This is a genomic window from Mesorhizobium sp. B2-4-14, from assembly GCF_006442155.1.
Lineage (GTDB): Bacteria > Pseudomonadota > Alphaproteobacteria > Rhizobiales > Rhizobiaceae > Mesorhizobium.
Genome location: NZ_VFVA01000002.1, coordinates 178,218 through 204,000 on the forward strand (window position 1 = coordinate 178,218; position 25,783 = coordinate 204,000).

The 25,783-nt window shown below is 64.5% G+C and carries 19 protein-coding genes and 1 pseudogene; 14 read left to right on the forward strand and 6 right to left on the reverse strand.

Annotated features, from left to right (window positions below; translation table 11 throughout):
• Window positions 1-42 precede the first annotated feature (42 nt).
• Window positions 43-1,668: a phosphoenolpyruvate carboxykinase gene (locus FJ938_RS02525; RefSeq protein WP_140690816.1), complete on the reverse strand. Its 1,626-nt coding sequence runs from the start codon at window positions 1,666-1,668 to the stop codon at window positions 43-45.
• A gap of 337 nt (window positions 1,669-2,005) precedes the next feature.
• Here FJ938_RS02525 and FJ938_RS02530 point away from each other — a divergent pair, with 337 nt between their 5' ends.
• From FJ938_RS02530 to FJ938_RS02600, 14 genes and pseudogenes are all read left to right on the forward strand, one after another.
• On the forward strand, window positions 2,006-2,707 hold the full coding sequence (locus FJ938_RS02530; protein ID WP_010912942.1) for a response regulator transcription factor: 702 nt from the start codon (window positions 2,006-2,008) through the stop codon (window positions 2,705-2,707).
• Between the two features lie 151 nt (window positions 2,708-2,858).
• Window positions 2,859-4,643, forward strand: coding sequence for a sensor histidine kinase (locus tag FJ938_RS02535; RefSeq protein WP_140690819.1), 1,785 nt, complete (start codon window positions 2,859-2,861; stop codon window positions 4,641-4,643).
• Between the two features lie 21 nt (window positions 4,644-4,664).
• Complete coding sequence (locus FJ938_RS02540) at window positions 4,665-5,111, forward strand: HPr kinase/phosphorylase (protein WP_181168923.1); 447 nt, start codon at window positions 4,665-4,667, stop codon at window positions 5,109-5,111.
• 163 nt (window positions 5,112-5,274) lie between these two features.
• Window positions 5,275-5,676: a PTS sugar transporter subunit IIA gene (locus FJ938_RS02550; protein WP_140690825.1), complete on the forward strand. Its 402-nt coding sequence runs from the start codon at window positions 5,275-5,277 to the stop codon at window positions 5,674-5,676.
• Window positions 5,673-5,969, forward strand: coding sequence for an HPr family phosphocarrier protein (locus FJ938_RS02555; protein WP_140606689.1), 297 nt, complete (start codon window positions 5,673-5,675; stop codon window positions 5,967-5,969). Before FJ938_RS02550 ends, FJ938_RS02555 begins: the two co-directional genes overlap by 4 nt.
• 182 nt (window positions 5,970-6,151) lie before the next feature.
• The gene (ahcY, locus tag FJ938_RS02560; protein WP_140606688.1) at window positions 6,152-7,552 is read left to right on the forward strand and encodes an adenosylhomocysteinase; all 1,401 of its coding nucleotides are present in this window, start codon (window positions 6,152-6,154) and stop codon (window positions 7,550-7,552) included.
• 199 nt (window positions 7,553-7,751) lie between these two features.
• Complete coding sequence (locus FJ938_RS02565; protein ID WP_140606687.1) at window positions 7,752-10,307, forward strand: PAS domain-containing sensor histidine kinase; 2,556 nt, start codon at window positions 7,752-7,754, stop codon at window positions 10,305-10,307.
• Between the two features lie 8 nt (window positions 10,308-10,315).
• The gene (gene tsaE, locus FJ938_RS02570) at window positions 10,316-11,827 is read left to right on the forward strand and encodes a tRNA (adenosine(37)-N6)-threonylcarbamoyltransferase complex ATPase subunit type 1 TsaE (protein WP_140690828.1); all 1,512 of its coding nucleotides are present in this window, start codon (window positions 10,316-10,318) and stop codon (window positions 11,825-11,827) included.
• Window positions 11,828-11,847: 20 nt separating this feature from the next.
• Window positions 11,848-12,552 carry a nucleotidyltransferase family protein gene (locus tag FJ938_RS02575; RefSeq protein WP_246671398.1) on the forward strand — a complete coding sequence of 235 codons (705 nt, stop codon included), beginning with the start codon at window positions 11,848-11,850 and terminating at the stop codon, window positions 12,550-12,552.
• Window positions 12,549-15,683, forward strand: a complete 3,135-nt coding sequence (gene addB, locus FJ938_RS02580) for a double-strand break repair protein AddB (RefSeq protein WP_140690830.1) — start codon at window positions 12,549-12,551, stop codon at window positions 15,681-15,683. The genes FJ938_RS02575 and addB overlap by 4 nt, the downstream gene beginning before the upstream one ends.
• Window positions 15,680-19,186: a double-strand break repair helicase AddA gene (gene addA / locus FJ938_RS02585; protein WP_140690832.1), complete on the forward strand. Its 3,507-nt coding sequence runs from the start codon at window positions 15,680-15,682 to the stop codon at window positions 19,184-19,186. Before addB ends, addA begins: the two co-directional genes overlap by 4 nt.
• 78 nt (window positions 19,187-19,264) lie before the next feature.
• Window positions 19,265-19,591, forward strand: a complete 327-nt coding sequence (trxA, locus tag FJ938_RS02590; protein WP_140606682.1) for a thioredoxin — start codon at window positions 19,265-19,267, stop codon at window positions 19,589-19,591.
• A gap of 132 nt (window positions 19,592-19,723) precedes the next feature.
• Window positions 19,724-20,005, forward strand: a complete 282-nt coding sequence (locus FJ938_RS02595; protein ID WP_140606681.1) for a cupin domain-containing protein — start codon at window positions 19,724-19,726, stop codon at window positions 20,003-20,005.
• A gap of 129 nt (window positions 20,006-20,134) precedes the next feature.
• Window positions 20,135-20,433, forward strand: a pseudogene (locus tag FJ938_RS02600) (plasmid stabilization protein).
• On the opposite strand, the gene FJ938_RS02605 reads toward FJ938_RS02600, so the two are convergent.
• The 5 genes from FJ938_RS02605 to FJ938_RS02625 all read right to left on the reverse strand — a co-directional run bounded on the left by FJ938_RS02605 (window position 20,385) and on the right by FJ938_RS02625 (window position 25,696).
• Window positions 20,385-21,710 (reverse strand): folylpolyglutamate synthase/dihydrofolate synthase family protein, encoded by a 1,326-nt coding sequence (locus tag FJ938_RS02605; protein ID WP_140690835.1) that lies wholly within the window; start codon window positions 21,708-21,710, stop codon window positions 20,385-20,387. The pseudogene FJ938_RS02600 and the gene FJ938_RS02605 sit on opposite strands and share 49 nt — an antisense overlap.
• Before the next feature lie 120 nt (window positions 21,711-21,830).
• Window positions 21,831-22,757 (reverse strand): acetyl-CoA carboxylase, carboxyltransferase subunit beta, encoded by a 927-nt coding sequence (accD, locus tag FJ938_RS02610; protein ID WP_140690838.1) that lies wholly within the window; start codon window positions 22,755-22,757, stop codon window positions 21,831-21,833.
• Between the two features lie 101 nt (window positions 22,758-22,858).
• Entirely contained in the window at window positions 22,859-23,698 is an 840-nt protein-coding gene (gene trpA, locus FJ938_RS02615) for a tryptophan synthase subunit alpha (protein ID WP_140606678.1), read from the reverse strand.
• Window positions 23,699-23,700: 2 nt separating this feature from the next.
• Window positions 23,701-24,951, reverse strand: coding sequence for a tryptophan synthase subunit beta (gene trpB / locus FJ938_RS02620; protein ID WP_140606677.1), 1,251 nt, complete (start codon window positions 24,949-24,951; stop codon window positions 23,701-23,703).
• 85 nt (window positions 24,952-25,036) lie between these two features.
• Window positions 25,037-25,696 (reverse strand): phosphoribosylanthranilate isomerase, encoded by a 660-nt coding sequence (locus tag FJ938_RS02625; protein WP_140606676.1) that lies wholly within the window; start codon window positions 25,694-25,696, stop codon window positions 25,037-25,039.
• Between the last annotated feature and the right edge of the window lie 87 nt (window positions 25,697-25,783).

Below are 25,783 nucleotides of genomic sequence, written 5' to 3' on the forward strand. Positions count from 1 at the left end.
TTCAATGGTGCCGAGCGGCAATGATGCTCAGCGATTCGGCGGTTACTCCGCCGCTTCCTGCATGCGGGGCGCTGCCCCCATGACGGTTGCATCGACGTGCTGCTCGAATTTCTCGAAATTGATGGCGAACATGCCGACCAGCCTTGCCGCCTGCCGGTCATAGGCTGCCTTGTCCGCCCAGGTCGCCCGGGGGTCCAGAATCATCGGATCGAGAATGGCGCTGTCGACGCCAGGCACGGCTACCGGCACCTCGAAGCCGAAATTGGCGTCGGTGCGGAACACGCCTGTCTTCAGCGAGCCGTCGAGTGCCGCGGCAAGCAGGGCGCGCGTCGCCTTGATCGGCATACGCGTGCCGGTGCCGTAGGCGCCGCCGGTCCAGCCGGTGTTGACCAGCCAGCAATCGGCGCCGTGGCGGGCGATGAGCTCACGCAGCAGATTGCCGTATTCCGAGGGATGGCGTGGCATGAAGGGTGCGCCGAAGCAGGTCGAGAACGTCGCCTCGGGTTCGGTGACGCCCTTTTCGGTGCCTGCGACCTTGGCCGTATAGCCGGAGAGGAAATGGTACATCGCCTGCGCCGGGGTCAGCCGCGCGATCGGCGGCAGCACGCCGAAAGCGTCAGCGGTCAGCATGATGATGTTTCTGGGATGACTGGCGCGCCCGGTCTTCGAGGCGTTGGGGATGAAGTCGAGCGGGTAGGCGCAACGGGTGTTTTCGGTGAGCCGGCCGTCGTTGAAGTCCGGCACGGCGTCGGCATCGAGCACGACATTTTCCAGCACCGTGCCAAAGCGCTGCGTGGTGGCGAAGATCTCCGGCTCGGCTTCCGCCGACAGCTTGATCGTCTTGGCGTAGCAGCCGCCTTCGAAGTTGAAGATGCCGTGCGGACCCCAGCCATGCTCGTCGTCGCCGATCAGTGTACGCGACGGGTCGGCCGACAGCGTCGTCTTGCCGGTGCCCGACAGGCCGAAGAAGATGGCGGCATCGCCGGCGGGGCCCTCATTGGCCGAGCAGTGCATCGGCATCACGCCGTTTTCCGGCAACAGGTAGTTGAGCATGGTGAACACCGACTTCTTCATCTCGCCGGCATAGGAGGTGCCGCCGATCAGCACGATCTTGCGGGTGAGATCGACCGCGATCACAGTTTCGGTGCGGCTGCCGTGGCGAGCAGGGTCAGCGCGGAAGGACGGCAGGTCGATGATCGTCATCTCGGGTACGAACTGCTCGAGTTCGGCGCTGTCCGGGCGGATGAGCAGATTGCGGATGAACAGCGAGTGCCAGGCGAATTCGGTGATCACGCGGGTGGGCAGCTTCAGCTCCGTGTCGGCGCCGCCGACCAGGTCCTGCACGTAGAGATCCTTGTCCGCGGCATGGGCGCGGAAATCGGCGAGCAGCGCGTCGAACTGGGCCGGCGAAATCGCCTTGTTGTTGTCCCACCAGACTTCAGGTTCGGTGGCGCCGTCACGGACGACGAACTTGTCCTTGGGCGAGCGGCCGGTGTGCTGTCCGGTTTCGGCGACCAGCGCGCCATGGGCGGTCAGCCGGGCCTCGTTGCGCCTGATTGATTCCTCATAAAGGGCGGCCGCGCCGAAATTGTAGCGCACCACGCCGGAGGTTTTGAGACCGATACGATCGATCGCACAGGCAGGATTGCGTTTGCCGACTTCCGACATTGGTGACCCTTCTTCGATTTGCCGCATCTTTGCTGACGTGTTCCAGCATGCCCGCTGTCCGGGCAAGATGGAAAACCAGAAAAGCTAAATGATATCAAATCATTAATCGATTTAAAAAATTTGAAAGTTGTTTAAATCGTTTATATGTGCAAAAAGTTTCGTGGTTGCCCAAAGGATTGGCCGTGTTCGTTCTCCAATCCCTGTCGAGGTAGGATTGTGGCCGCCGGCCGCCGCCCGTGACACCGGACAAGGCCTATGCCACATTTTGTACCTAATTTGTCCTGCAAAAGCCCCTTCTCTGCGAAAGAAGGGACAGCTCATGAGGGAGCCGCTTGAAATGGCAACAATCGCGCTTGTCGATGACGACCGCAACATTCTGACGTCGGTGTCGATCGCCCTCGAATCCGAGGGGTATCGCGTCGAGACCTACACGGATGGTGCGTCCGCGCTGGAAGGCCTGGCGGCGCGACCGCCGAATCTTGCCATCCTCGACATCAAGATGCCGCGCATGGACGGCATGGAGCTTCTGCGCCGGATGCGCCAGAAATCCGACCTGCCGGTGATCTTCCTGACCTCCAAGGACGACGAGATCGATGAATTGTTCGGCCTCAAGATGGGCGCCGACGACTTCATCCGCAAACCGTTCTCGCAGCGCCTGCTGGTCGAGCGGGTGCGCGCCGTGCTGCGCCGCGCCAGTGCCCGCGAGGCTGCGGCAAAGGCGCCTAGCCAGCAGGCCCGCTCGCTCGAGCGCGGCCAGCTCGTCATGGACCAGGAACGCCACACCTGCACCTGGAAGGGCGAGCCGGTGACGCTCACCGTCACCGAATTCCTGATCCTGCATTCGCTGGCGCAGCGTCCCGGTGTCGTAAAAAGCCGTGATGCGCTGATGGATTCGGCCTATGATGAGCAGGTCTATGTCGACGACCGCACCATCGACAGCCACATCAAGCGGCTGCGCAAGAAGTTCAAGGCCGTCGACGATGACTTTGAAATGATCGAAACCCTTTACGGAGTCGGATACCGGTTCCGCGAAGCGTGAATAGGCGGTAGGCAGTAGGAAATAGGCGGTAGGCAGTAGGAAATAGCCGGTAGTCAGTTTCGAATGGTGCGAGCGGTCACGCGATCCCAGGCATCCATTTCTCCAATCCCTGCTGTCTACCCACCACTTGCTAAGCAGGATCTGCTATTCGATGGCAGTTGAAGCACAACGAAGCAGACCGACGGGCGCCACCAGGCGGCCGTCGCGTATCATGCCGTCCTTCGTTTCGAGGATCACGGTGCCGATGCGCCGCTTCCTCGGCCATCACATCTTTTCCAGCCTGACGCGGCGCATCCTCTTCCTCAACCTCGCCGGACTGGCTGTTCTCGTCACCGGCATCCTTTACCTCAACACCTTCCGCGACGGGCTGATCGACGCCCGTGTCGAAAGCCTGATGACGCAGGGCGAGATCATCGCCGGCGCGATCGCGGCGTCGGCGACCGTCGAGACGGATTCGATCAGCATCGATCCGGAAAAGCTGCTTGAGCTGCAGGCCGGCGAAAGCCTGGGGCCGGGCTCGGACCAGCTCGACAACCTCGACTTCCCGATCAATCCCGAGCGCGTCGCCCCGGTGCTGCGCCGGTTGATCTCGCCGACCCGCACCCGCGCCCGCATCTACGACCGCGACGCCAACCTGCTGCTGGATTCGCGCCATCTCTATTCGCGCGGCCAGATCCTGCGCTACGACCTGCCGCCGGTCGACGAGGAAGAGCCTGACCTTGTCGAGCGCATCCAGAAATTCATCTTCGACTTCTTCCGCAACACCGATCTGCCCGTTTACCACGAACAGCCGGGCGGCAATGGTGCCGCGTACCCGGAAGTGATCAAGGCGCTGACCGGCAGCCCCTCGACCATCGTGCGCGTCAGCGAACAGGGCGAGCAGATCGTATCGGTGGCCGTTCCGATCCAGCGCTTCCGCGCCGTACTCGGCGTGCTGATGCTGTCGACCGAGGGCGGCGACATCGACAAGATCGTCGCCGCCGAACGCAAGGCGATCCTGCGCGTCTTTGGCATCGCGGCGCTGGTCACCGCCATCCTGTCGATGCTTCTGGCCTCGACCATCGCCAACCCGCTGCGGCGGCTGTCGGCGGCGGCGGTGCGGGTGCGGCGCGGCGTCAAGAGCCGCGAGGAGATCCCGGATTTTTCCGACCGACAGGACGAGATCGGCAACCTTTCGGTCGCGGTGCGCGACATGACCAACGCGCTCTATGCGCGTATCGAGGCGATCGAAAGCTTCGCCGCCGATGTTTCACATGAGTTGAAGAACCCGCTGACCTCGCTGCGCAGTGCGGTGGAAACACTGCCCTTGGCGAAAAATGATACTTCACGCGCGCGGCTGATGGAGATCATCCAACACGACGTCAAACGGTTGGATCGCCTCATCACCGACATTTCCGACGCCTCCCGCCTCGACGCCGAGCTGGCGCGCGACGACGCCGGACCCGTGGACCTGAAGAAATTCGTCACCGACCTCGTCGCCGTGTCGCGCGAGACCACCCGAAACAAGAAGGCTGTCGAGATCGAACTTCGGGTCGCCAAGCTGCCGCTGGGAGTCAAAGGCTATTTCGTCGTCGGCCATGACCTGCGCATCGGCCAGGTCATCACCAACCTGATCGAGAATGCGCGCTCCTTCGTTCCCGAGGACCATGGCCACATCATCCTGTCGCTGGCGCGCGCCGGCAAGTTCAACATCCTGACCGTCGACGACAACGGTCCCGGCATCCGCGCCGACAACATCGACCGCATCTTCGAGCGCTTCTATACCGACCGGCCGGCCGGCGAGGCGTTCGGCCAGAATTCGGGCCTCGGCCTGTCCATATCCAGGCAGATCGTCGAGGCGCATGGTGGCACGCTGACCGCCGAGAACATCCCCGGCACCAAGCCCGGCGAGATCAAGGGCGCGCGCTTCGTCGTGACGCTGCCGGCCGAAGCGTGACGCCGATCAAAGATTCAATTCGTGAAACCTGAAAACATTCACGCAACGGCGGTCCTGATCGGCGAGCGCGGCGTGCTCGTCAGCGGCGCCTCCGGGTCGGGCAAGACGACGCTGGCGCTGGCGCTCATCGACCATTGCCGGCAGCGCGGAATGTTTTCGCGACTGGTCGGCGACGATCAGCTTTTCGTCGCGGCGCATGCCGGGCGGCTGGTGTGCCGCGCGCCCGCGACCATAGCAGGCTTGGCCGAAGTGCCGCGGCTGGGTCCACGGCCTCTGACGTTCGAAACGGCCTGCGTCGTCGACCTGCATCTGCGCCTGCTGCCGGCTGATGAAATCGCACGTTTCCAGGTGGACGCCAGCACCGACATCGCCGGCTGCGCGGTGCCGCGGATCGATGTGGCCGAGCGCAATATCGCTGCGGCCCTGCCTGCCGTGATGGCGCGGTTGTCGATCTCGCCTTTTTTATGATCCGTCCGGGTTTTTTTCTGCAATGCGTCAAAATGGCGTGGGCCGTCGCAATTTTGGGCTTGTCAACGGGCCGCGCGTCGACAAGATAGCGCTCCCGCCGCCCGGAATGGCTGGCGAGCATAAAATGCGCCTGTGAAGCGGCGATGACGGGAGCCACCAAAGAATGATCGGACTCGTGCTTGTAACGCACGGTCAACTGGCCACCGAGTTCCGACATGCCGTCGAACATGTCGTCGGGCCACAAGACAGTTTCGAAACCGTGGCGATCGGTGCCGACGACGATATGGAGCAGCGTCGCCGCGACATCGTCGATGCGGTGGCCCGGGTCGACACCGGCGCCGGCGTCATCGTGCTGACCGACATGTTCGGCGGCACGCCATCGAACCTCGCGATCTCGGTGATGGAGTCCGGCCGCACCGAGGTGATCGCCGGCATGAACCTGCCGATGCTGATCAAACTGTCCTCGATCCGCAAGGGCGACAACATGGCCGCCGCGCTCGATGAGGCGCAGGCCGCGGGCCGCAAATACATCAACGTCGCCAGCCAACTTCTGAGCAGCAAATGAGCATGGTTTCATCGGAAAAGGACCAGATCGTCCGCGAGTTTCCGATCGTCAACCAGCGCGGCCTGCACGCACGTGCCTCTGCGAAATTCGTCCAACTCGCCAGCGGCTTCAACGCATCCGTCCACGTCGAGAAAGACGGCGTCAAGGTCGGTGGCACCTCGATCATGGGTCTGATGATGCTGGCCGCAAGCCCTGGATTATCGATCCGCGTCACCGCCAGTGGGCCGGAGGCGCTCGAGGTCATGGACGCCTTGGAACAACTCGTTGCCTCCCGATTCGGCGAGGAATGCTGATCCCGTGCGCCGCCAAGGCATGTCCGAGAGACATGCAGGGATAAAGATTTCTTTATATCCCATTGTCGTCTGGATGCCGATCTGCTAGTCAGGCCGGCAATTCGCGCCCTTCGATGTGCCTGCCAGCGCGGGCGCATCCGCAACCAATTCGCAAGCATAACAATTCGCATCGGAGTACTGCCATGACGGGTAGCAAGGATTATGTGATCGCCGACATCTCGCTTGCCGGCTGGGGCCGCAAGGAACTCGATATAGCCGAAACCGAAATGCCAGGCCTGATGGCCTGCCGCGAGGAGTTCGGCGCCAAGCAGCCGCTCAAGGGTGCGCGCATCACCGGCTCCCTGCACATGACCATCCAGACCGCGGTGCTGATCGAAACGCTGAAGGCGCTTGGCGCCGATATCCGCTGGGCTTCCTGCAACATCTTCTCGACCCAGGATCACGCCGCGGCAGCTATCGCAGAGGCTGGCATTCCGGTCTTCGCCGTCAAGGGCGAGAGCCTCGAACAGTACTGGGACTACACCGACCGAATCTTCCAGTGGGCCGATGGCGGCCTCTCCAACATGATCCTCGACGATGGCGGCGACGCCACCATGTATATCCTGATCGGCGCCCGCGCCGAAGCCGGCGAGGACGTGCTGTCCAATCCGCAGAGCGAGGAAGAGGAATATTTCTACGCCCAGGTCAAGAAGCGCCTGAAGGCCTCGCCCGGCTTCTTCACCAAGCAGAGGGAAGCGATCCGTGGCGTCACCGAAGAGACGACCACCGGCGTCAACCGGCTGTATCAGCTGCAGAAGAAGGGCCTGCTGCCCTTCCCGGCCATCAACGTCAACGACTCGGTCACCAAGTCGAAGTTCGACAACAAATATGGCTGCAAGGAATCGCTGGTCGACGGCATCCGTCGCGGCACCGACACGATGATGGCCGGCAAGGTCGCGGTCGTCTGCGGCTATGGCGACGTCGGCAAGGGTTCGTCGGCCTCGCTCAAGGGCGCCGGCGCCCGCGTCAAGGTCACCGAAGTCGACCCGATCTGCGCCCTCCAGGCGGCGATGGACGGCTTTGAAGTCGTCACGCTGGAGGATGCGGCTCCGACCGCCGATATCGTCATCACCACCACCGGCAACAAGGATGTCGTCACCCTCGACCATATGCGGTCGATGAAGGACATGGTGATCGTCGGCAACATCGGTCACTTCGACAACGAGATCCAGGTGGCGTCGCTGCGCAATTTGAAATGGACCAACGTCAAGCCGCAGGTCGACATGATCACCTTCCCGGACGGCAAACGGATGATCCTCTTGTCGGAAGGCCGCCTGCTCAATCTCGGCAACGCGACCGGCCATCCGAGCTTCGTCATGTCGGCTTCCTTCACCAACCAGGTGCTGGCCCAGATCGAGCTGTTCACCAAGGGCGAGCAGTACCAGAACCAGGTCTATGTCCTGCCCAAGCATCTCGACGAAAAGGTCGCCCGCCTGCATCTCGACAAGCTCGGCGCCCGCCTGACCGAACTGTCGGGTGAGCAGGCCGCCTATATCGGCGTCACGCCGCAAGGTCCATTCAAGCCGGAACACTACCGCTATTAACCAAATCTAAATTTACTACCAGATATTGAGGCCGGGCGATTGACTTTTTGCCCGGCTTTATTTTTGCGCAAGACCAGCCTTCACGGCGATTCGGCGAGGGTTTATTGTCACGTGATTCGCGACGCTTCCAGCCCAAGAGGGGATCAGAGAGGCGCGTTTCAGGGCGGTCCTGCATTCAGGCGGCGGAGAGGACCAAGACATGCCGGGGCAATACCCGCACGGAGCGGGACGGGCCGTTTCCGGCGGCCATGACGATTCGGGGGCCACAGGCTCCGCAACACGGCGCGGGCGTCTTTCATGGCGTGGCCGCGCTGGACTGTTGCTTGCCGGCTCCACGCTTGCCTGTCCGTTGGCTAGCGCGGTGGCACGTGCCCAGGGTGCTGGCGTGTCGGCAGCGGGTCTATCGATCAGCACGATCGAGGTGATGCAGCTTGCCGTGTTCGTCGGCGTGACGGGCGCGGCCTTTCTGTCGGCCATCGTTCTCATCCGCGAACGGGCCCGCACCTCGGCGGAAAATGTCGAACTGAGAAGCCGCATCGCCGACGTCAACGCGGCGCTGCGCCGTTCGGAAGCGTTGCTCAATCTGCGCGACCAGCGTGTGGTCGTCTGGGCTGCCGAGAACAAGAAGCCCGAACTCATCGGCACCTTGCCGGTCGAAAGCGGCGCGCCCGAGGAACGGGCGGCATTCCTTGCCTTCGGCCGCTGGCTGATGCCGCGCTCGGCGGCAGCGCTCGAGCATGCCATCGCTGGTTTGCGCGAAAAGGCGAGGCCCTTCGACCTCATCATCGAATCCCAAGCCGGCGCTCCGCTCGAAGTGCACGGCCGCAAGAGCGCGGCGCACATACTGGTGCGGTTTGTCTCGCTTTCCGAGACACAGCGCAGCCAGGCCCGGCTGAAGATCGACAACCAGCGACTGGCCGCCGATCATGACACGATGATCGGTCTGCTCGAGGCGCTGAAGATGCCGGCATGGCTGCGCGACGAGCACGGGCGGCTGAAATGGGTCAACCGGGCCTATGCCGACGCGGTCGAAGCCGAGAGCCCGGAAGCCGCCGTCCGTGATGCCAAGGAGTTCCTCGGTGGCCAGGCACGTGAGACAATCGCCGCGCAACACAAATCGCACCCGGTTTTCGAGCAGTCGCTTTCGACGGTGATCGAGGGCGACCGCCGGGTGTTCACGGTGACCGACTTCGCCGGCGCCGACGGTTCGGCCGGCCTTGCTTGCGACACCAGCGCCATCGAGACCATTCGCGGCGAATATGAGCGCACGGTGCGCAGCCACGCCGACACGCTCGACCAGCTCAACACCGCGGTCGCCATCTTCGACACCGACGAGAAGCTGCGCTTCTTCAACCAGGCGTTCCAGAAACTGTGGGGGCTCGACAGCGGCTTCCTACACAGCGCGCCCGACAATGCCCTGCTGCTCGACCGGCTGCGCAGCGAGGGCAAGATCGCAGAACAGCCCGAATGGCGTCGCTGGAAGGAAGGCCTGCTCGGCGCCTACCGCGCCGTGGAATCGCAGGAACACTGGTGGCATCTGCCCGACGGCAAAACCATTCGCGTCGTCGCCAACCCGCAACCCAAGGGCGGCGTCACCTGGGTGTTCGAGAACCTGACCGAGAAGATGGACCTGGAGAGCCGCTACCGCACCGCGGTGCGTGTCCAAGGCGAAACGCTCGACAACCTCGCCGAAGGCGTGGCGGTGTTTGGCCCTGACGGCAGGCTTCGGCTGTCGAACCCGGCTTTTGCCGCGCTATGGGGACTGGAGGCAGACGCCGCCAAGCCCAATGTGCACGTCTCCACGATCCGTGACCTTTGCGACCGGCAGACGGCGGACAGCCCCTGGCCCGGTTTCGTCGCCGCCATCACCGGTTTCGACGACGAGCGCCGCGACCGCCATGGCCAGACCGAGCTCAACAACGGCACCGTGCTGCGGTACGCCATGATCCCCTTGCCCAACGGGCAAGTGATGATGACCTTTGTCGACGTCACCGACAGCGTCCATGTCGAACGCGCGCTCAAGGACAAGAACGAAGCCCTGGAAAAGTCGGACCAGCTCAAGAACGATTTCGTCCAGCACGTGTCCTACGAGTTGCGTTCGCCGCTGACCAACATTATCGGCTTCACCGAACTTCTGTCCTTGCCGACGACCGGCCCGCTCAATCAGAAGCAGCGCGAATATGTCGAGCATGTCGGCTCGTCCTCCTCGGTGCTGCTGACCATCGTCAACGACATACTGGATCTCGCAACCGTCGATGCCGGCATCATGCAACTCGATATTTCCGAGGTTCATGTCGACCGCACCATCGCGGCCGCCGCCGAACTGGTTTCCGACCGGTTGCAGGAGCATTCGATCCGTCTCGAGGTCAATGCCGCGGCGGCACCCAGGACGTTCCACGGCGATGAAACCCGCATCCGCCAGATCCTCTACAATTTGCTCAGCAACGCCGCGAATTACGCCCCGGAGGCCAGCACCATCCGGCTCGCCTGCCGCCAGCTTGCGGACGGGGTGGAATTCTCGGTTCATGACGACGGTCCCGGCATGCCGCCGGATGTGCTCGATTCGGTGTTTCGCCGCTTCGAACCGCGCACCAATGGCGGCCGCCGGCGCGGCGCCGGCCTCGGCCTGTCGATCGTGAAGAGCTTCGTCGAATTGCATGGCGGCGGCGTGCGCATCGAAACCGGCAAGGACAAGGGCACGACCGTCATCTGCACCTTCCCCGCCATGCCGGGCATCCGCGCCGCGGCCGAGTAGCGCGTTCGATGACGGAACCGGTGCTGGAGCGTTTGCTCGCCGACGAGACAGAGACAGCGCGGCTGGGCGAGGATCTGGCATTCGCGGTGCGTGCCGGCGACGTGCTGGCGCTCAAGGGCGATCTCGGCGCCGGCAAGTCGACGCTGGCGCGGGCGCTGATCCGGACGCTGGCGGACGATGCCCGCCTTGATGTGCCGAGCCCGACCTTCACGCTGGTGCAAAGCTACGACACGCGCATTCCGGTCCATCATTTCGACCTCTATCGCCTGTCGTCGGCAAATGAGCTCGACGAACTCGGCTTCGAGGAAGCCCTGACGCAAGGCGCGGCTCTTGTCGAATGGCCGGAACGGGCCGAAGGCGAGCTGCCGAAAACGACCGTTCTGATCGAACTCGTCCAGCATGGCGAAGGCCGCCTGGCGCTTCTGTCGGGGCAAGGGGCGGCCTTCGACCGCGCGGCGCGATCTCTGGCCATGCGCGGTTTCCTGGAAAGCGCCGGCTGGGGCGAAGCCCACCGCCGCCATTTCATCGGCGATGCCTCGGCCCGCTCCTACGAGATCGTGACGCTCGCCGGCCAGGAACCGCGAGTGCTGATGAATTCGCCGCGACTGCTGCTCGGCCCTCCGGTGCGTGACGGCAAACCCTATGCGGTGCTTGCCCATACTGCCCAGTCGGTGTCCGCTTTCGTCGCCATCGACCGCGCCTTGAAAGCCCGCGGTGTCAGTGTCCCCGAAATCCTTGCCGAGGACCTGGACCAGGGCTTCCTCCTGCTCGAACATCTCGGCTCGGAAGGGTTTCTCGGCAAGGACGGCGAACCGGTGGCCGCGCGCTACGCCGCAGCGGCCGAACTGCTGGCCATGATGCATGGCAAGAGCTGGCCGCGGCGTCTGGAAGCGGGACCGGGCCGCTTTCACGAGGTGCCGCCCTTCGACCGTGACGCCATGATGATCGAAGCCGACCTGCTGGTCGACTGGTATGTGCCGGCAATATCGGGCGGCCCGGCCAGCGACGATCTGACGACGGGCTACACCAGGGAATGGAACGCGCTTTTCGACCGGCTGCGGGGCAGCGAATACACGCTGATGCTGCGCGACTTCCATTCGCCCAACATCATCTGGCGCGGCGACCGTTCCGGGCATGACCGGCTGGGCATCGTCGATTTCCAGGACGCGTTGATCGGGCCTGCAGCCTATGACGTCGCCTCGCTCGCCATGGATGCCCGCGTCACTGTCTCGCCCGACATCGAGAGACAAACATTGGATGCCTATGTCGCGGCGCGCCTGGCCGCCGGTCCATTCGACACGGACGCTTTCCGCGAAGCCTACGCAATCATGGCAGCGCAGCGCAATTCCAAGATCCTCGGCATTTTCGTGCGCCTCGAAAAGCGCGACAGCAAACCCTATTATCTCAGACACCTGCCGCGCATCCGCGACTATCTGCGCCGGGCGCTGTCCCACCCGGCGCTCGCCAGCCTGAAGGATTTCTACGACACGCATGGGCTGCTGGAGGAACGCGCGCTGTGACAGCAACACCGGATACTGCCATGGTCCTTGCCGCAGGGCTCGGCAAGCGCATGCGGCCGATCACCGACACGATCCCCAAGCCGCTGGTCAGGATCGCCGGCAAGACGCTGCTTGATTGGGGCCTCGACAGCCTGGCCGCCGCCGGCGTCGCCAAGGCCGTGGTCAACGTCCATTATCTTCCCGAGCAGATCGTCGCCCATGTCGCCGCGCGTCGCGCGCCACGGATCATCATCTCCGATGAGAGCGAACGGCTGCTCGATTCAGCCGGCGGTATCGTCAAGGCATTGCCGGAATTGGGACAAAATCCCTTCTACATCCTCAACGCCGACACATTCTGGATCGACCACGGTCCGCTCAATCTCGGCCGGCTCGCCCTTGCATGGGACGCGGCGAAAATGGATATTCTGCTGATGCTGGCGGACCACCATCAGGCGACAGGACACTGTGGCAGCACCGATTTCCTGGTGGCGCCGGATGGTGCCTTGCGGCGTTCAAAAGGCGATCCGGCAGGCCTGATCTATGCCGGCGCCGCGATCATCCATCCGCGCCTGCTCAAGGACGCACCCGCCGAACCGCATTCGCTCAACGCCTATTTCGACAAGGCCATTGCCGCCCACCGCCTGTTCGGCATGCCGATGCAGGGCCGCTGGATCACCGTCGGCACACCCGATGCCATCGCGCTGGCCGAAACGGCGGTCGCGGGCGCGCTAACCGAGCCGCAATGAGCGGCCCAAGCCGCGTTTTCTCGATCCCCCCTGGAGCGCCGTTTCTGCCGACGCTGGCCGAGGCGCTGCTTGCCGGCCGGCTGATTCCGGGGTTCCGTTTCGGTGGCGATCCGCTCGCCTTGGCCGATGTCACCATCTATGTGCCGACGCGCCGCGCCGCGCGGGCTTTGCGTGGTGTCTTCGTCGACAGCTTGAAGGCACGCGGTGGTGGCGGTTCGGCGATCCTGCCGGTCATCCGTCCGCTCGGCGAGTTCGACGAGGACGAGGCCGCGTTCGACGCCGAGCCGTCGGCTGCAATCGATCTTGCGCCACCGATCGCCGCTACCGAGCGCCTGTTGCTGCTGACGCCGCTTGTGCGGGCATGGAAACGCAGGCTGCCCGCTCATGTCGCGGCCCTCTTCGCCGAGGAAATCGTCATCCCGGCCTCGACCGCCGATGCGATCTGGCTGGCGCGCGATCTCGCTGCATTGATGGACGAGATCGAGACGGAAGGCACCGACTGGAGCAAGCTCGCCGATCTGGTGACCGGCAACCTTGCCGGATGGTGGCAGGTGACGCTCGAATTTCTCGGCATCGTCACCGATGCCTGGCCGAAATTTCTTAAAGAGAGCGACCGCTCCAATCCGGCCGCGCACCGCAGCGCGCTGATCCGCACCGAGGCAGCGCGGCTGCGGCGCAATCCGCCGGCCGGGCCGGTCATCGCCGCTGGGTCCACCGGCTCGATACCCGCCACGGCCGAATTGCTTGCCGCGATAGCTGGCTTGCCGGGCGGCGCCATCGTGCTGCCCGGGCTCGACCGGACGCTGGACGAAGCGTCCTTCCAGGCGCTTGTCGCCCGTGGCGCGCGCCCGGCCGTGCTTGGCCATCCGCAATATGGCCTGGCCAGGCTGATCGGCAAGATCGGCATGCTGCGCTCGGATGTCGAGGAGATCGGCACGGCCGAGCCGCAGCTTGCGCTTCGCGCCGCCCTCGTCGGCGAGGCGCTGCGGCCGGCCGAGACCACCGAATTGTGGGCCGAGACCCGCAACAGGTTTTCGGCAACCGAGATTGCCGGCGCCTTTGCCGATGTGACGCTGCTCGAAGCGGCCAGCGAACGCGACGAAGCCATTGCCATCGCCGTTGCGCTCAAGCACGCGGTCGAGGCGCCGGGCCAGAGGGCGGCTCTCGTCACCGGCGATCGCGCGCTGGCGCGGCGCGTCTCGGTCGAGCTCAAACGCTTCGGCGTCGTCGCCGACGATTCCGGCGGCACGCCGCTCGCCAACACGCCCGCGGCCAGCCTGCTCCGGCTGACGCTTGAGGCGGTATTCCGGCCGGGGGACCCGGTCGGCCTGCTGTCGTTGCTCAAGCATCCGCTGCTCGGCCTCGGTCTCGAACGCGCTACTGTGCGCCATGCGGCGGAACTGGTCGAACTGGTGGCGCTGCGCGGCGGCACGGGCCGCCCCGACATTGCCTTGCTGCCGGACTTGTTCGAGGCCCGCCTCACAGGCCTCGGCGATGACAGCCGGCCGCCCTTCTGGTTTGCCCGTCTCACCGTGCGCTCCATCGAGGATGCACGAACCCTCCTCGCACGGCTGGCGCAGGCGCTGGCGCCGCTTTCGGCCTTTCGCGGCCAGCCGGATGCCGATCTTGCGGCGCTGGTCAAAGCCAGCGTGGTGGCCCTCGAGGCTCTCGGCCGCTCCGCCGATGGCGGTCTTGGAGACCTCTACGCCGGCGATGCCGGCGACAAGCTTGCCGAGCTGCTGCGCGGGCTTGTGTCGGCTTCGGCGTCGCTGTCGTTCGTCGCGAGCGAATGGCCCGATGTCATGGACGCGCTGATCGCGCCCGAGACGGTCAAGCCGGCGCAGGGTACCGACAGGAACATCGCGATCTGGGGCGCGCTCGAAGCGCGGCTGCAGGATGTCGACACGATGGTCATCGGCGGCCTCAATGAAGGCGTTTGGCCGCGCAAACCCGAGAGCGACCGCTTCATGTCGCGGCTGATGAAAACCGGCATCGATCTCGAGCCGCCCGAACGGCGCATCGGCCTCGCCGCGCATGATTTCCAGATGGCCATGGGCGCTAAGAAAGTGGTGCTGGCGCGCTCGGCCCGCGCCGGCGACGCGCCCGCCGTGCCATCGCGCTGGCTGCAGCGGCTGCTGACCTTCATCGGCAACGACCAGGCGGCAACACTGCGCCGGCGCGGCGACGAGTTGCTCGCCTGGGCGCGCGCACTCGATACCGGCCCGAAGCTGGATTTCGCGCCGCGACCGCAGCCGAAGCCGCCGCTGCCGGTGCGCCCAAGCCATTTCTCGGTCACCGAGATCGAAACCCTGCGCCGCGATCCCTATGCCGTCTATGCAAGGCGGATACTCGGCCTGATGCCGCTCGATCCGCTCATCCGCGACCCTGGTGCTGCCGAACGCGGTACACTGTTCCATGCCATCCTGCATCTGTTCTCGTCGCGCGTGGCCGATCCACGGGCGCCAGACGCGCTCGCCGGCCTCATCGCCGCCGGCCGCGCCTGTTTTGCCGAGGCTGCCCTTCCGGCCGATGTCGAGGCGGTGTGGTGGCCGCGCTTCGAGAAGCTCGCCGCCAACATCATCGAGTGGGAGCGCACGCGCGCCGATGCGGTGGTCCGGCGCCATGCCGAGGAGCGAGCCGGCAAGACCATCGTCGACCAGTCCGGCGTGACACTGTCCGGCTACGCCGACCGTATCGATCTGCTGGCCGGTGGCATGGCCGACATACTGGATTACAAGACCGGCTCCTCGCCATCAAAGGCGCAGGCGCATATGCTGCTGGCCCCGCAACTGGCGCTGGAGGGCGCGCTGCTCAGGCGCGGCGCCTTCAAGGATCTGGGCGCGCGCGAGCCCTCGCAGCTGGCCTTCGTGCGGCTGAAGCCCAATGGCGAGGTCTTCGAGGAGTCCATACTCGAACACAACCGTCAGCCGCGGAGCGCGACCGACCTCGCCGAAGGGGCTTGGGCGCGGCTGGAAAAGCTGCTGATCCACTATGCCGACCCGGAGACCGGCTACCTGTCGCGCGCGCTGCCGTTTCGCGAAGGTGAGACGGATGGCGACTACGACCATCTCGCCCGCGTGCTCGAATGGTCGGCCGGCGGCGATGCCGGTGACGAGGGAGGAGAGGCATGAAGAAGGCCTATCCCATCCCGAGCGACACCGCTTCAAGCCAGGCTCGCGCCGCCGATCCCGGTAATTCCGCCTGGGTGTCGGCCAATGCGGGATCGGGCAAGACCCATGTGCTGGCCCAACGCGTCATCCGGCTGCTGCTCAATGGCACCGATCCGTCGAAGATCCTGTGCCTGACCTATACGCGCGCCGCCGCCGCCAACATGTCGAACCGGGTCTTTTCCACGCTGTCGGACTGGACGGCGCTCGGCGACGCCGAGCTGGCCGTGAAGATCGAGGCGCTCGAAGGGCGCCGGCCCGACCGCGACACGATGCGCCGCGCGCGCCGCCTGTTCGCCGAGGCATTGGAAACCCCCGGCGGACTGAAAATCCAGACCATCCACGCCTTCTGCGAATCCGTGCTCCACCAGTTCCCGCTGGAAGCCAATATCCCCGCCCATTTCGAAATGCTCGACAGCCAGATGGAGGCATCGCTTTTCGCCACCGCGCGCCGCGAGATGATTTCGGCCGCCGGCGACAGGGACCTGGCCGACGCCTTCGCCACCGTGCTGGAACGCGGCGGTGAAGCCGGCCTCGATGCCCTGCTCGGCGAGATCGTGCGCAAGCGTGACGGGCTGCGGCCTTTCCTCGATGCGGTCGGGCTTGATGGCTTCCAGCCCTTGTTCGATGAATTCCATTTCCGCCCCGGCCAGACCGCCGAGGGCATAGCGGCCTCGGTGTGGCCGCTGCCGGGCTTCCTGCCCGACTATTTTGCCGGCTTTGTCCAGGCCGCCGAATCCACCGACGCCAGATCGGTGCTGAACAACATCCTGCCCTATGCGCGCCAGGCCTTCGCCGAGAGCGATCCGATTCGCCGGCTGCAATTGCTTGCCAGAGCCTTCCTCAAGACCGATGGCGCGCCCTACGATCCGGCAAATGCCTTCAAGAAAGCGCTGACCGACCTGTTGCCGGACCTCGCCGATCGATATCGCTCGGCGTCGGGCGCCATCATCGAAACCGTCGACCGGCTGGCGCTGTTCCGGATGCTGGAAGGCACGCGCGCGGCGCTCACCATCGCCGACTGGCTGATCGCCCGCTATGAAGTGCTGAAGCGTGGGCGCGGCTTTCTCGACTTCAACGACCTGATCACCCGCACGGTCAACCTGTTGGCGCGGCCCGATGCCGGTCCGTGGGTGCAGTACAAGCTCGATCAAGGCATAGACCACATCCTGCTCGACGAGGCGCAGGACACCAGTCCTGACCAGTGGGAGGTGGTGAAGCGGCTGGCCGAGGAATTCTTTGCCGGCTTCGGAGCGCGCGACAGGATCCACCGCACTGTGTTTGCCGTCGGCGACGAGAAGCAGTCGATCTATTCCTTCCAGGGTGCGGCGCCCGACTCCTTCGCCGATAGCCGGTTGTTGTTCGCCGGCCGGGTGCGCGACGCCGAAGCGGCGTTCGCCGACCTCAAGCTAACCTGGTCGTTCCGTTCGACCGATGACGTGCTGGCCGCCGTCGACCGCGTCTTTGCCGATCCTGTCGTTCGGCGCGGCATCAGCCACGATCCCGATCCGCTGAGCCACAAGGCCATCCGCACCGATGCGCCGGGCTATGTCGAGGTGTGGCCGTCGATCGGCGCCGATATCGTCGACGAGCCCGACGACTGGACGCAGGCTATCGACCATGCCCATGCCCCCGCGGTGCGCGTTGCCGAGAATGTCGCGGCCACCATCGCCGGCTGGATCGGCAGCGGCGAGATCATCGAAGGCCGCGGCAAGCGGCTGCGGCCCGGCGACGTGCTGGTGCTGGTGCGCAAGCGCGACAGTTTCGTCCACGCCCTGACGCGGGCGCTCAAACGCCGCGACATTCCGGTTGCTGGCGCCGACCGGCTGAGCCTGCCCGGCCATATCGCGGTCAAGGACCTGATCGCGCTCGGCCATCTCCTGATCCAGCCGCAGGACGATTTGTCGCTGGCCGCAATCCTGCGCAGCCCGGTCTTCGACCTGCCGGAGGAGGCGCTTTTCACGCTCGCCGCGCAGAGGCCGCCCGGCCTCTCACTGGCCGCGTCGCTGCGCCAGCACGCCGGCGAAAGCGACGCCCTCGCAGCGGTCGTCGAACAGCTCGACATCTGGGCCAACGAGGCGGCCTTCAAACCGGTGTTCGAGTTCTATGCCGGCCTGCTGGCACGCGATGGCGTGCGCCGGAAGATGATCGCCCGGCTCGGGCCGGAAGCCGGCGATATTCTCGACGAGTTCCTGAGTTTCTGTCTTGCCGAGGAGCGGACTGGCCTGCCAGGGCTGGAGGCCTTCCTGTCGACGCTCGAGAATGCCGGGCCCGAGATCAAGCGCGAGATGGACCAGACCCGCGACGAGGTCCGCGTCATGACTGTGCATGCGGCCAAGGGCCTGGAAGCGCCGGTCGTGTTCCTGGTCGATGGCGGCTCCGCCCCGTTCAGCGACCAGCATTTGCCGCGCCTGATGCCTTTCGACGGCTCAGGCCGACATTGGCCCGGCAAGGGCTATCTCTGGCGGTCGGCCAGCGATGTCGCCAACGGCTTTTCGAAAACGGCCGCCGCTCGCGCCCGAGAGCTCGCCGACGACGAGTATCGCCGGTTGCTCTATGTCGGCATGACCCGCGCCGAGGACCGGCTGATCGTCTGTGGCTATCACGGCAAGCGGGCACCGAATGCCGGCACCTGGCATTCGATCGTTAGCCGCGCGCTGACCGGCGCGCCCGAAAGCGAACAGCGTGCGCATCCCGCCAGCGGCGAGCCGGTGCATCGTTTTCATGTCACCAATCTGCCACCGGTCGCGACGAGCTCCGGTGAGCAGGCGCGGCAGGCCGATGCGTTCGGCCCGTTGCCATCGACCTTGTTCCGTGCCTTGCCGCCCTTCGAGGACCTGCCGCGTCCCCTGTCCCCGTCGGGCGCCTCGGCGCTGATCGATGAGGGCAAGGAAGCCGTCGTCAACAAGGCTTCGCCGGTGCTGGACGGCGACGCCGAGCCCGGTTTTGCCGTGCTGCGCGGGCTCGCGCTGCACAAGCTGCTGCAGATGTTGCCTGGCATGGCCGAGGACGGACGCAAGGGCGCGGCCGAGCGCTACCTGGCGCGCGTCGGTGCAGGCTGGCCCTCGTCAGAGCGGGAAAAAGCCCTGGCATCGGTTATTGCCATACTTGCCGATCCTAGCCTCGGTCAGCTGTTCGCGCCCTCCTCTCGAGCCGAGGTCGCAATCATGGGCAGTCTGGAGGTAAGGGGAAAAAAGCGCTCCATTTCCGGCAAGATCGACCGTTTGGCGGTCACCGCGGACACGGTCTCGATCGTCGACTACAAGACCAACCGGCCCGCACCCGCCTCTCTCGCCGAAGTCCCGCCGGCCTATCTGCTGCAGCTCGCGCTCTATCGCGCCCTGCTGCAGCCGCTTTATCCCGGGCGGGAGGTCAAGGCGGCCCTCCTGTTTACCGAAGCGCCAAGGCTGATCGAACTGCCGGCCCGGTCCATGGATGACGACCTTGCCCGACTCACGGGAGCGTGACACAAGACCTGCTTGAAGAAGGGCGCGACAACCACCACATTTGGGTGCGACAAAGAACTCTCGAAAGGATTTTTCCGCATGGGTGCCACCGTCAAGGTCGACAAGAGCAATTTCCAGGCCGATGTGCTCAACGCCAAGGAGCCGGTCGTGGTCGATTTCTGGGCGGAATGGTGCGGCCCGTGCAAGATGATCGCGCCGGCGCTCGAAGACATCGCAGTCGAACTCGGCAGCAAGGTGAAGGTCGCCAAGCTGAACATTGACGAGAATCCCGAGCTTGCCGCGCAATTCGGCGTGCGCTCGATCCCGACACTGATGATCTTCAAGGGCGGCGAAGTGGCCGACATGAAGGTCGGTGCCGCGCCCAAGACCGCGCTGTCGCACTGGATCAACGGCAACCTCGCCTGAGGTTCTTAAAAACCGGATCGATAAGCCCGGCCTCGCGCCGGGCTTTTTTGTTGGCGTCATCGGTGAACTGCTCTGGCCCTCACACAAGGGCTTTCCATGTCTTCTGTTGTGAGCAGAAGCAGGGAGAGAAAAATGACCGGATCCGCCAAGGCCACCGTCTTCATCGACAATGAGCGCGTCATCGTCACCGAATACCGCTTCCAGCCCGGTGACAACACCGGTTGGCACCGCCATGGCCACGACTATGTCGTCGTGCCGCTGATGGACGGCAAGGTGAAACTATTGACCAAGGACGGTGAATCCTTCGCCGAGATGAAGAAGGGCGCGCCCTATTTCCGCAAGGAAGGCGTCGAGCACGACGTCATCAACGCCAATGAGGGCGAATACGCCTTTATCGAGATCGAGCTGAAGTAACCGGCGTCTCGACGGCTGATTGCACATGGGAAATCTGGAAATCCCATGCGCACGGATGCGCATGCCATCAGCAGCCGTCTTGATGGCTGGAGCGGATTGGCACATATCTCTTTCAAACCGGAGTTTGAAATGGCCGAATCACAGCTCTCAGTCCGCAGTGCAAAAGCACGCGATCTGGCTCATCGCCTTGCCGTCGCGAGAATCGCTCTATAGCCGATGTGGTCGAACGCGCGCTCGAAGCCTACGAGATACGAGAAGCGGGCCGAGAACCCGCATCCACCTTCTATGCCCGCCTGACTGCAAGCAGCGGCGCCGACATTGATCTGGAGAAAGTCATCCGCGAAGGCCACGGGCGACGAAGCAGTTCAGGAGACAGCACTCAGGTCGGCGGCGTGCCGTTTTCGGCCAGCACCGCGCCGGCCAGATAGAGCGAGCCGCCGATCAGGATGCGCGGCGGCGGGCCGTCCCAGGTGTCGCGCAGCAGCATCAGCGCGCTGGCGACGGAACTGACCGGCTCTGCCGACAACCCGGCTTCCGTGGCGCGGATCGCCAGTTCGTCGTTCGGCACGCCGGCGTCGCTCATGCTCACCGGCACGGTGTAGACATGCCGGACCAGGCCTTTGAAGGCGCGGAAATAGCCACTCTGGTCCTTGGTGTTGATCATGCCCGAGATGAGGAAGAGCGGGCGCGGGTTCTTTTCTTCCTGCTCGGCCAAGGCTTCGGCGACGACCACCCCGGCGCCCGGATTGTGGCCGCCGTCGAGCCAGATGTCGGCGCCCTTTGGCGCGAGCTCCGCCAGCCGGCCTTGCATCAGCTTCTGCATGCGGCCGGGCCAGGCGACACTGGTCATCGCTTTTTCGGCGGCGCGATGGCTGATCTCGAAGCCGGCCGCCTTGATCGCGGCGATCGCCGCGGCCGCATTGGCGAACTGGTGACGACCCGGCAGCCGCGGCGACGGCAGGTCCATCAGGCCGTCCTCGTCCTGGTAGACCATGCGGCCGTTTTCCTCGAAGGCCAGGAAATCCTGGCCGTAGACGAAGGTCGGGCATTCCAGCCGCTCGGCGGTTTCGATCAACACCTGCAGCGCCGTCTCGCTTTCCTGCGCGCCGATCACCACGGGGCAGCCGCGTTTCATGATGCCGGCCTTTTCAGCCGCGATCAGTTCGACACGGTCGCCGAGATAGGCCTCGTGGTCCATCGAGACAGGCATGATCACCGACACGGCCGGCCTGGCGATGACATTGGTGGCATCGAAGCGGCCGCCGAGACCGACCTCGATGATGGCGGCTTCGGCGGGATGCTCCGAAAACAGGATGAAGGTGACGGCGGTGAGGATCTCGAAGACGGTGATCTTCTGGCCTTCGTTGGCCATGGCGACGCGGCCAATGGCCTCGGCGAAGACATCATCGTCGACCAGCCTGCCACCGCCTTCGGCGGCAAGCCGGTAGCGCTCGTGCCAGTTGACCAGATGCGGCGACGTGTGCACGTGCACGAGACGCCCGGAAGCCTCCAGCAATGCCCGTGAGAAGGCGGCGCAGGAGCCCTTGCCGTTGGTGCCGGCGATATGGATGACCGGCGGCAGCAAGTCCTGCGGATTGCCCAGCCGCTCCAAGAGCCGCGTGATGCGTTCGAGCGAAAGGTCGAAGCCTTTCGGGTGAAGCGCCATGAGGGCTTCGATTTCGCGGTCGGCGGCGAGCGTCGTCATGACAGAATCCTGGCGCATGGCCCGAGAACCAGAATCAATCCCGGAATAGCCATGGCAATCAAAAGGCTACAGCGCGCCATGGACATGACGCAATCATTGTTCGCGGCGGCTGGTGTCGCGTCAGGCCTGCGGCCTGGATTCGCCGGCAACCACGGCTGGCGGCAAGATTTCCGGTTCCAGCGGGTTTTCAGCCTCCGGCATCTTGAGCAGCATCTTCAACAATCGTGCGATGGTTTCGCGCAGTTCGAGCCGCGACACCACCATGTCGACCATGCCGTGCTCCATCAGATATTCGGAGCGCTGGAAGCCGTCCGGCAGTTTCTCGCGGATGGTCTGTTCGATGACGCGCGGCCCGGCAAAGCCGATCAACGCGCCGGGCTCGGCGATGTGCACATCGCCAAGCATGGCGTAGGAGGCGGTGACGCCGCCGGTGGTCGGATTGGTCAGCACGACGATGTAGGGAAGGCCGGCTTCCTTGAGCCGGTCGACGCCGACCGTTGTGCGCGGCAATTGCATCAGCGACAGGATGCCTTCCTGCATACGGGCGCCGCCCGAAGCAGCGAACAGGATCAGCGGCCGCTTGCGCTGCAGGGCGACCTCGAAAGCGTGCACGATGGCATCGCCGGCCGCCATGCCGAGCGAGCCGCCCATGAAAGCGAAATCCTGCACCGTCACCACCACCGGCAGGCCGTCGATGGTGCCGAGCGCGTTGACAATCGCATCTTCCAGGCCGGTCTTGGCCTTGGCGTCCTTAAGCCGGTCGGTGTAGCGCTTCTCGTCGCGGAACTTCAGCGGATCCTGCACGACCTTCGGGTTCTCGAGCTGCTCGTACTTGCCGTCGTCGAGGAAGTATTTCAGCCGCTCCTTGGCCGAGATCTTCATATGATGGCCGGAGGACGGGATGACGAACTGGTTGGATTCCAGATCCTTGTGGAACACCATCTCGCCGGTCTCGGGATCCTTGATCCAGAGATTCTCGGGCATGTCTGTGCGCCGGCCGAGCATCGAATTGATCTTCGGGCGAACGTAATTGGTGATCCAGTTCATCGCTTCGGCTCCTGTCCTGACGAAGAGTTGTTAATGCATGCCGCCCAAAAGTGGGAACCGGTTTTGGGATATCGGCATGCACGAAACCAGAGGTAGGAGAACTATTCGGCGGCAGCAAGGCGGGCCGAACGCACGCCTTGTGCAAGGCCGCTGACCAGCGTGGCGACGGCCTCGGCCGGATCGGCGGTCTTTTCACCCTTCGGCCCCAGCACATTGGCGACCGCATTGACAATCGCGGTGCCGACGACGACGCCATCGGCATTGGCGCCGATCACGCGCGCCTGCTCGGCGGTCTTGACGCCAAAGCCGACGCAGACCGGCAGGTCGGTATGGCTCTTGATGCGCTTCACCGCCGACGCCACCTTGCCGGTATCAGCCAGCGCCGAGCCGGTGATGCCGGTCATGGAGACGTAGTAGACGAAGCCGGATGTGTTCTGCAGCACCTTGGGCAGCCGCTTGTCGTCGGTGGTCGGCGTCGCCAGGCGGATGAAGTTGATGCCCGCCTTCAGCGCCGGAATGCAGAGTTCCTCGTCCATCTCGGGCGGCAGGTCGACGACGATCAGCCCGTCGATGCCGCTGGCCAGCGCGTCTTTGAGGAAACGGTCGACGCCGTAGATGTAGATCGGGTTGTAGTAACCCATCAGCACGATCGGCGTTTCATTGTCGCCTGCTCGGAACTCTGCCGCCATCTTCAGGGTCTTGACCAACGTCTGGCCGCCTTTCAGCGCGCGCAGGCCCGCCGCCTGGATCGCTGGGCCGTCGGCCATCGGATCGGAAAACGGCATGCCGAGCTCGATGATGTCGGCGCCGGCCGTGGGCAGCGCCTTCATGATCGACAGCGAGGTGTCGTAGTCCGGGTCGCCGCCCATGAAATAGGTGACGAGCGCCGGGCGGCCTTCGGTCTTCAGCTTCGCCATGCGGCGGTCGATGCGGGTCGTCATGATCAGATCTCCATGCCCAGCATCGAGGCCACCGTGTGCACGTCCTTGTCGCCACGGCCCGAAAGGTTGACGATGACGATCTGGTCCTTGCCCATGGCAGGCACGATCTTCACCGCATGCGCGATGGCGTGCGCGGATTCCAGCGCCGGAATGATGCCTTCGACGCGCGTGGTCAACTTGAAGGCTTCCAGCGCCTCGTCATCGAGGATCGGCACATATTCGACGCGGCCGGAATCGCGCAGCCACGAATGCTCCGGCCCGACGCCGGGATAATCCAATCCGGCCGAGATCGAATGCCCATCCATGATCTGGCCATCCGCGTTCTGCAGGAGATAGGTGCGGTTGCCGTGCAGCACTCCGGGCGAACCGGCATTCATCGAGGCGCAATGCTCGATGCCGTCGAGACCGCGACCGCCGGCCTCGATACCGATGATGCGCACATCCTTGTCATCCAGGAAGGGGTGGAACAGGCCGATGGCGTTGGAGCCGCCGCCGACAGCGGCGATGATGGTGTCCGGCAGCCGGCCTTCCTGTTCGAGGATTTGCGCGCGCGCCTCCGAACCGATCACCGACTGGAAGTCGCGCACCAGCTCCGGATAGGGATGCGGGCCCGCCGCGGTGCCGATCAGGTAATAGGTGTCCTCGACATTGGTCACCCAGTCGCGCAAGGCTTCGTTCATGGCGTCCTTGAGCGTGCCGTGGCCAGCAGTGACCGGCCGCACTTCGGCGCCGAGCAGCTTCATGCGGAAGACATTGGGGCTTTGGCGGGCAACGTCGGTGGCGCCCATATAGACCACGCAGGGAAAGCCGAAGCGGGCCGCGACGGTGGCCGACGCCACGCCATGCTGGCCGGCGCCGGTTTCGGCGATGATGCGCTTCTTGCCCATGCGCTTGGCGAGCAGGATCTGGCCGAGGCAGTTGTTGATCTTGTGCGAACCGGTATGATTCAGGTCCTCACGCTTGAAATAGACCTTGGCGCCGCCCCCGAGGCCCTTCGCCGAAGAAATCTCACGAAGATGCTTGGTCAGCCCTTCCGCGAAATAGAGCTTCGACGGCCGCCCGGCATAGTGGGTCGAAAGATCGGTCAGCTCGGCTCTGAAATCCGGATCGTTCTTGACCTCGTTCCAGTTCTTTTCCAGATCGAGGATCAGCGGCATCAGCGTTTCGGCGACGAAACGGCCGCCGAAAATGCCGAACATGCCCTGCTCGTCGGGTCCGGTGCGGAAGGAATTTGGTGTCGCCGGCTTGTTCATCGCCGATCTCCTGGCATCTTGTTGAGCATGTCCTTGTCGGAAAACCGGGTTCCACTTTTCCGGGACATGCTCTGGTTTGAGCCGGTCAGGCGGCGCGGTCGTCGCGTGCTGCCCGGACGGCCCGGAAAAACTGTTCGATCAGCCCCGGATCCTTGACGCCCGGCGCGCTTTCCACGCCCGACGAAATGTCTATTCCGGGCGGGTTTGCAAGCCGAAGGGCATCGCCGATATTGGCGGCGTTGAGCCCACCGGAAAGCATGTAATCGACGCCGGCGTCAAGGCCGGCGAGAATGCGCCAGTCGAAGGCCACACCATTGCCGCCCGGCAGTTCGGAGCCTTTCGGCGGTTTGGCATCGAACAGCAAGCGGTCGGCAACGCCGATGAACGGCCCTATGCGGCCGAGGTCGGCGGCCTCGCTGAGCGGCAACGCCTTGATCACCGGCAAGCCATGGCGGGCCTTCAGTTCGGCCACCCGTCCGGGTGTTTCCGAGCCGTGCAACTGCAGCATGTCGGGCTGCATCGCCGTGACGATCTCGTCCAGGAAGGCGTCGCTGGCATCGACCGTGACGGCGACCGCCAAAGCCTTGCCGCGCGCCGTTTCGCGCAGGCGGCCGGCTTCAGCCGGCCCGACATAGCGAGGGCTTCTAGCGAAGAAAATAAAGCCGACATGGCTGGCGCCGCCGGCCAGGGCCGCGGCCATAGCCTGGTCGGTCTTCAAACCGCAGATCTTGATGTCGAGCGCCATGGCGCGGGAATTGGCACGAAAAGCGATGAGAGTCGAGAAAAAGCATGCTGTTTGCCGGCAAGGCCAAAGGCGCTACCTATTGATGGA

Excerpts from the sequence above, each read along its gene's own strand:
- tsaE (WP_140690828.1), top strand. The coding sequence starts at position 10,316 with ATGACGGAACCGGTGCTGGAGCGTTTGCTCGCCGACGAGACAGAGACA.
- FJ938_RS02565 (WP_140606687.1), top strand. The coding sequence starts at position 7,752 with ATGCCGGGGCAATACCCGCACGGAGCGGGACGGGCCGTTTCCGGCGGC.
- FJ938_RS02535 (WP_140690819.1), top strand. The coding sequence starts at position 2,859 with ATGGCAGTTGAAGCACAACGAAGCAGACCGACGGGCGCCACCAGGCGG.
- FJ938_RS02555 (WP_140606689.1), top strand. The coding sequence starts at position 5,673 with ATGAGCATGGTTTCATCGGAAAAGGACCAGATCGTCCGCGAGTTTCCG.
- ahcY (WP_140606688.1), top strand. The coding sequence starts at position 6,152 with ATGACGGGTAGCAAGGATTATGTGATCGCCGACATCTCGCTTGCCGGC.
- FJ938_RS02625 (WP_140606676.1), bottom strand. The coding sequence starts at position 25,696 with ATGGCGCTCGACATCAAGATCTGCGGTTTGAAGACCGACCAGGCTATG.
- FJ938_RS02525 (WP_140690816.1), bottom strand. The coding sequence starts at position 1,668 with ATGTCGGAAGTCGGCAAACGCAATCCTGCCTGTGCGATCGATCGTATC.
- FJ938_RS02605 (WP_140690835.1), bottom strand. The coding sequence starts at position 21,710 with ATGACGACGCTCGCCGCCGACCGCGAAATCGAAGCCCTCATGGCGCTT.
- FJ938_RS02530 (WP_010912942.1), top strand. The coding sequence starts at position 2,006 with ATGGCAACAATCGCGCTTGTCGATGACGACCGCAACATTCTGACGTCG.
- addB (WP_140690830.1), top strand. The coding sequence starts at position 12,549 with ATGAGCGGCCCAAGCCGCGTTTTCTCGATCCCCCCTGGAGCGCCGTTT.
- trpA (WP_140606678.1), bottom strand. The coding sequence starts at position 23,698 with ATGACGACCCGCATCGACCGCCGCATGGCGAAGCTGAAGACCGAAGGC.
- FJ938_RS02595 (WP_140606681.1), top strand. The coding sequence starts at position 19,724 with ATGACCGGATCCGCCAAGGCCACCGTCTTCATCGACAATGAGCGCGTC.
- addA (WP_140690832.1), top strand. The coding sequence starts at position 15,680 with ATGAAGAAGGCCTATCCCATCCCGAGCGACACCGCTTCAAGCCAGGCT.
- accD (WP_140690838.1), bottom strand. The coding sequence starts at position 22,757 with ATGAACTGGATCACCAATTACGTTCGCCCGAAGATCAATTCGATGCTC.
- trxA (WP_140606682.1), top strand. The coding sequence starts at position 19,265 with ATGGGTGCCACCGTCAAGGTCGACAAGAGCAATTTCCAGGCCGATGTG.
- FJ938_RS02550 (WP_140690825.1), top strand. The coding sequence starts at position 5,275 with ATGATCGGACTCGTGCTTGTAACGCACGGTCAACTGGCCACCGAGTTC.
- FJ938_RS02575 (WP_246671398.1), top strand. The coding sequence starts at position 11,848 with ATGGTCCTTGCCGCAGGGCTCGGCAAGCGCATGCGGCCGATCACCGAC.
- trpB (WP_140606677.1), bottom strand. The coding sequence starts at position 24,951 with ATGAACAAGCCGGCGACACCAAATTCCTTCCGCACCGGACCCGACGAG.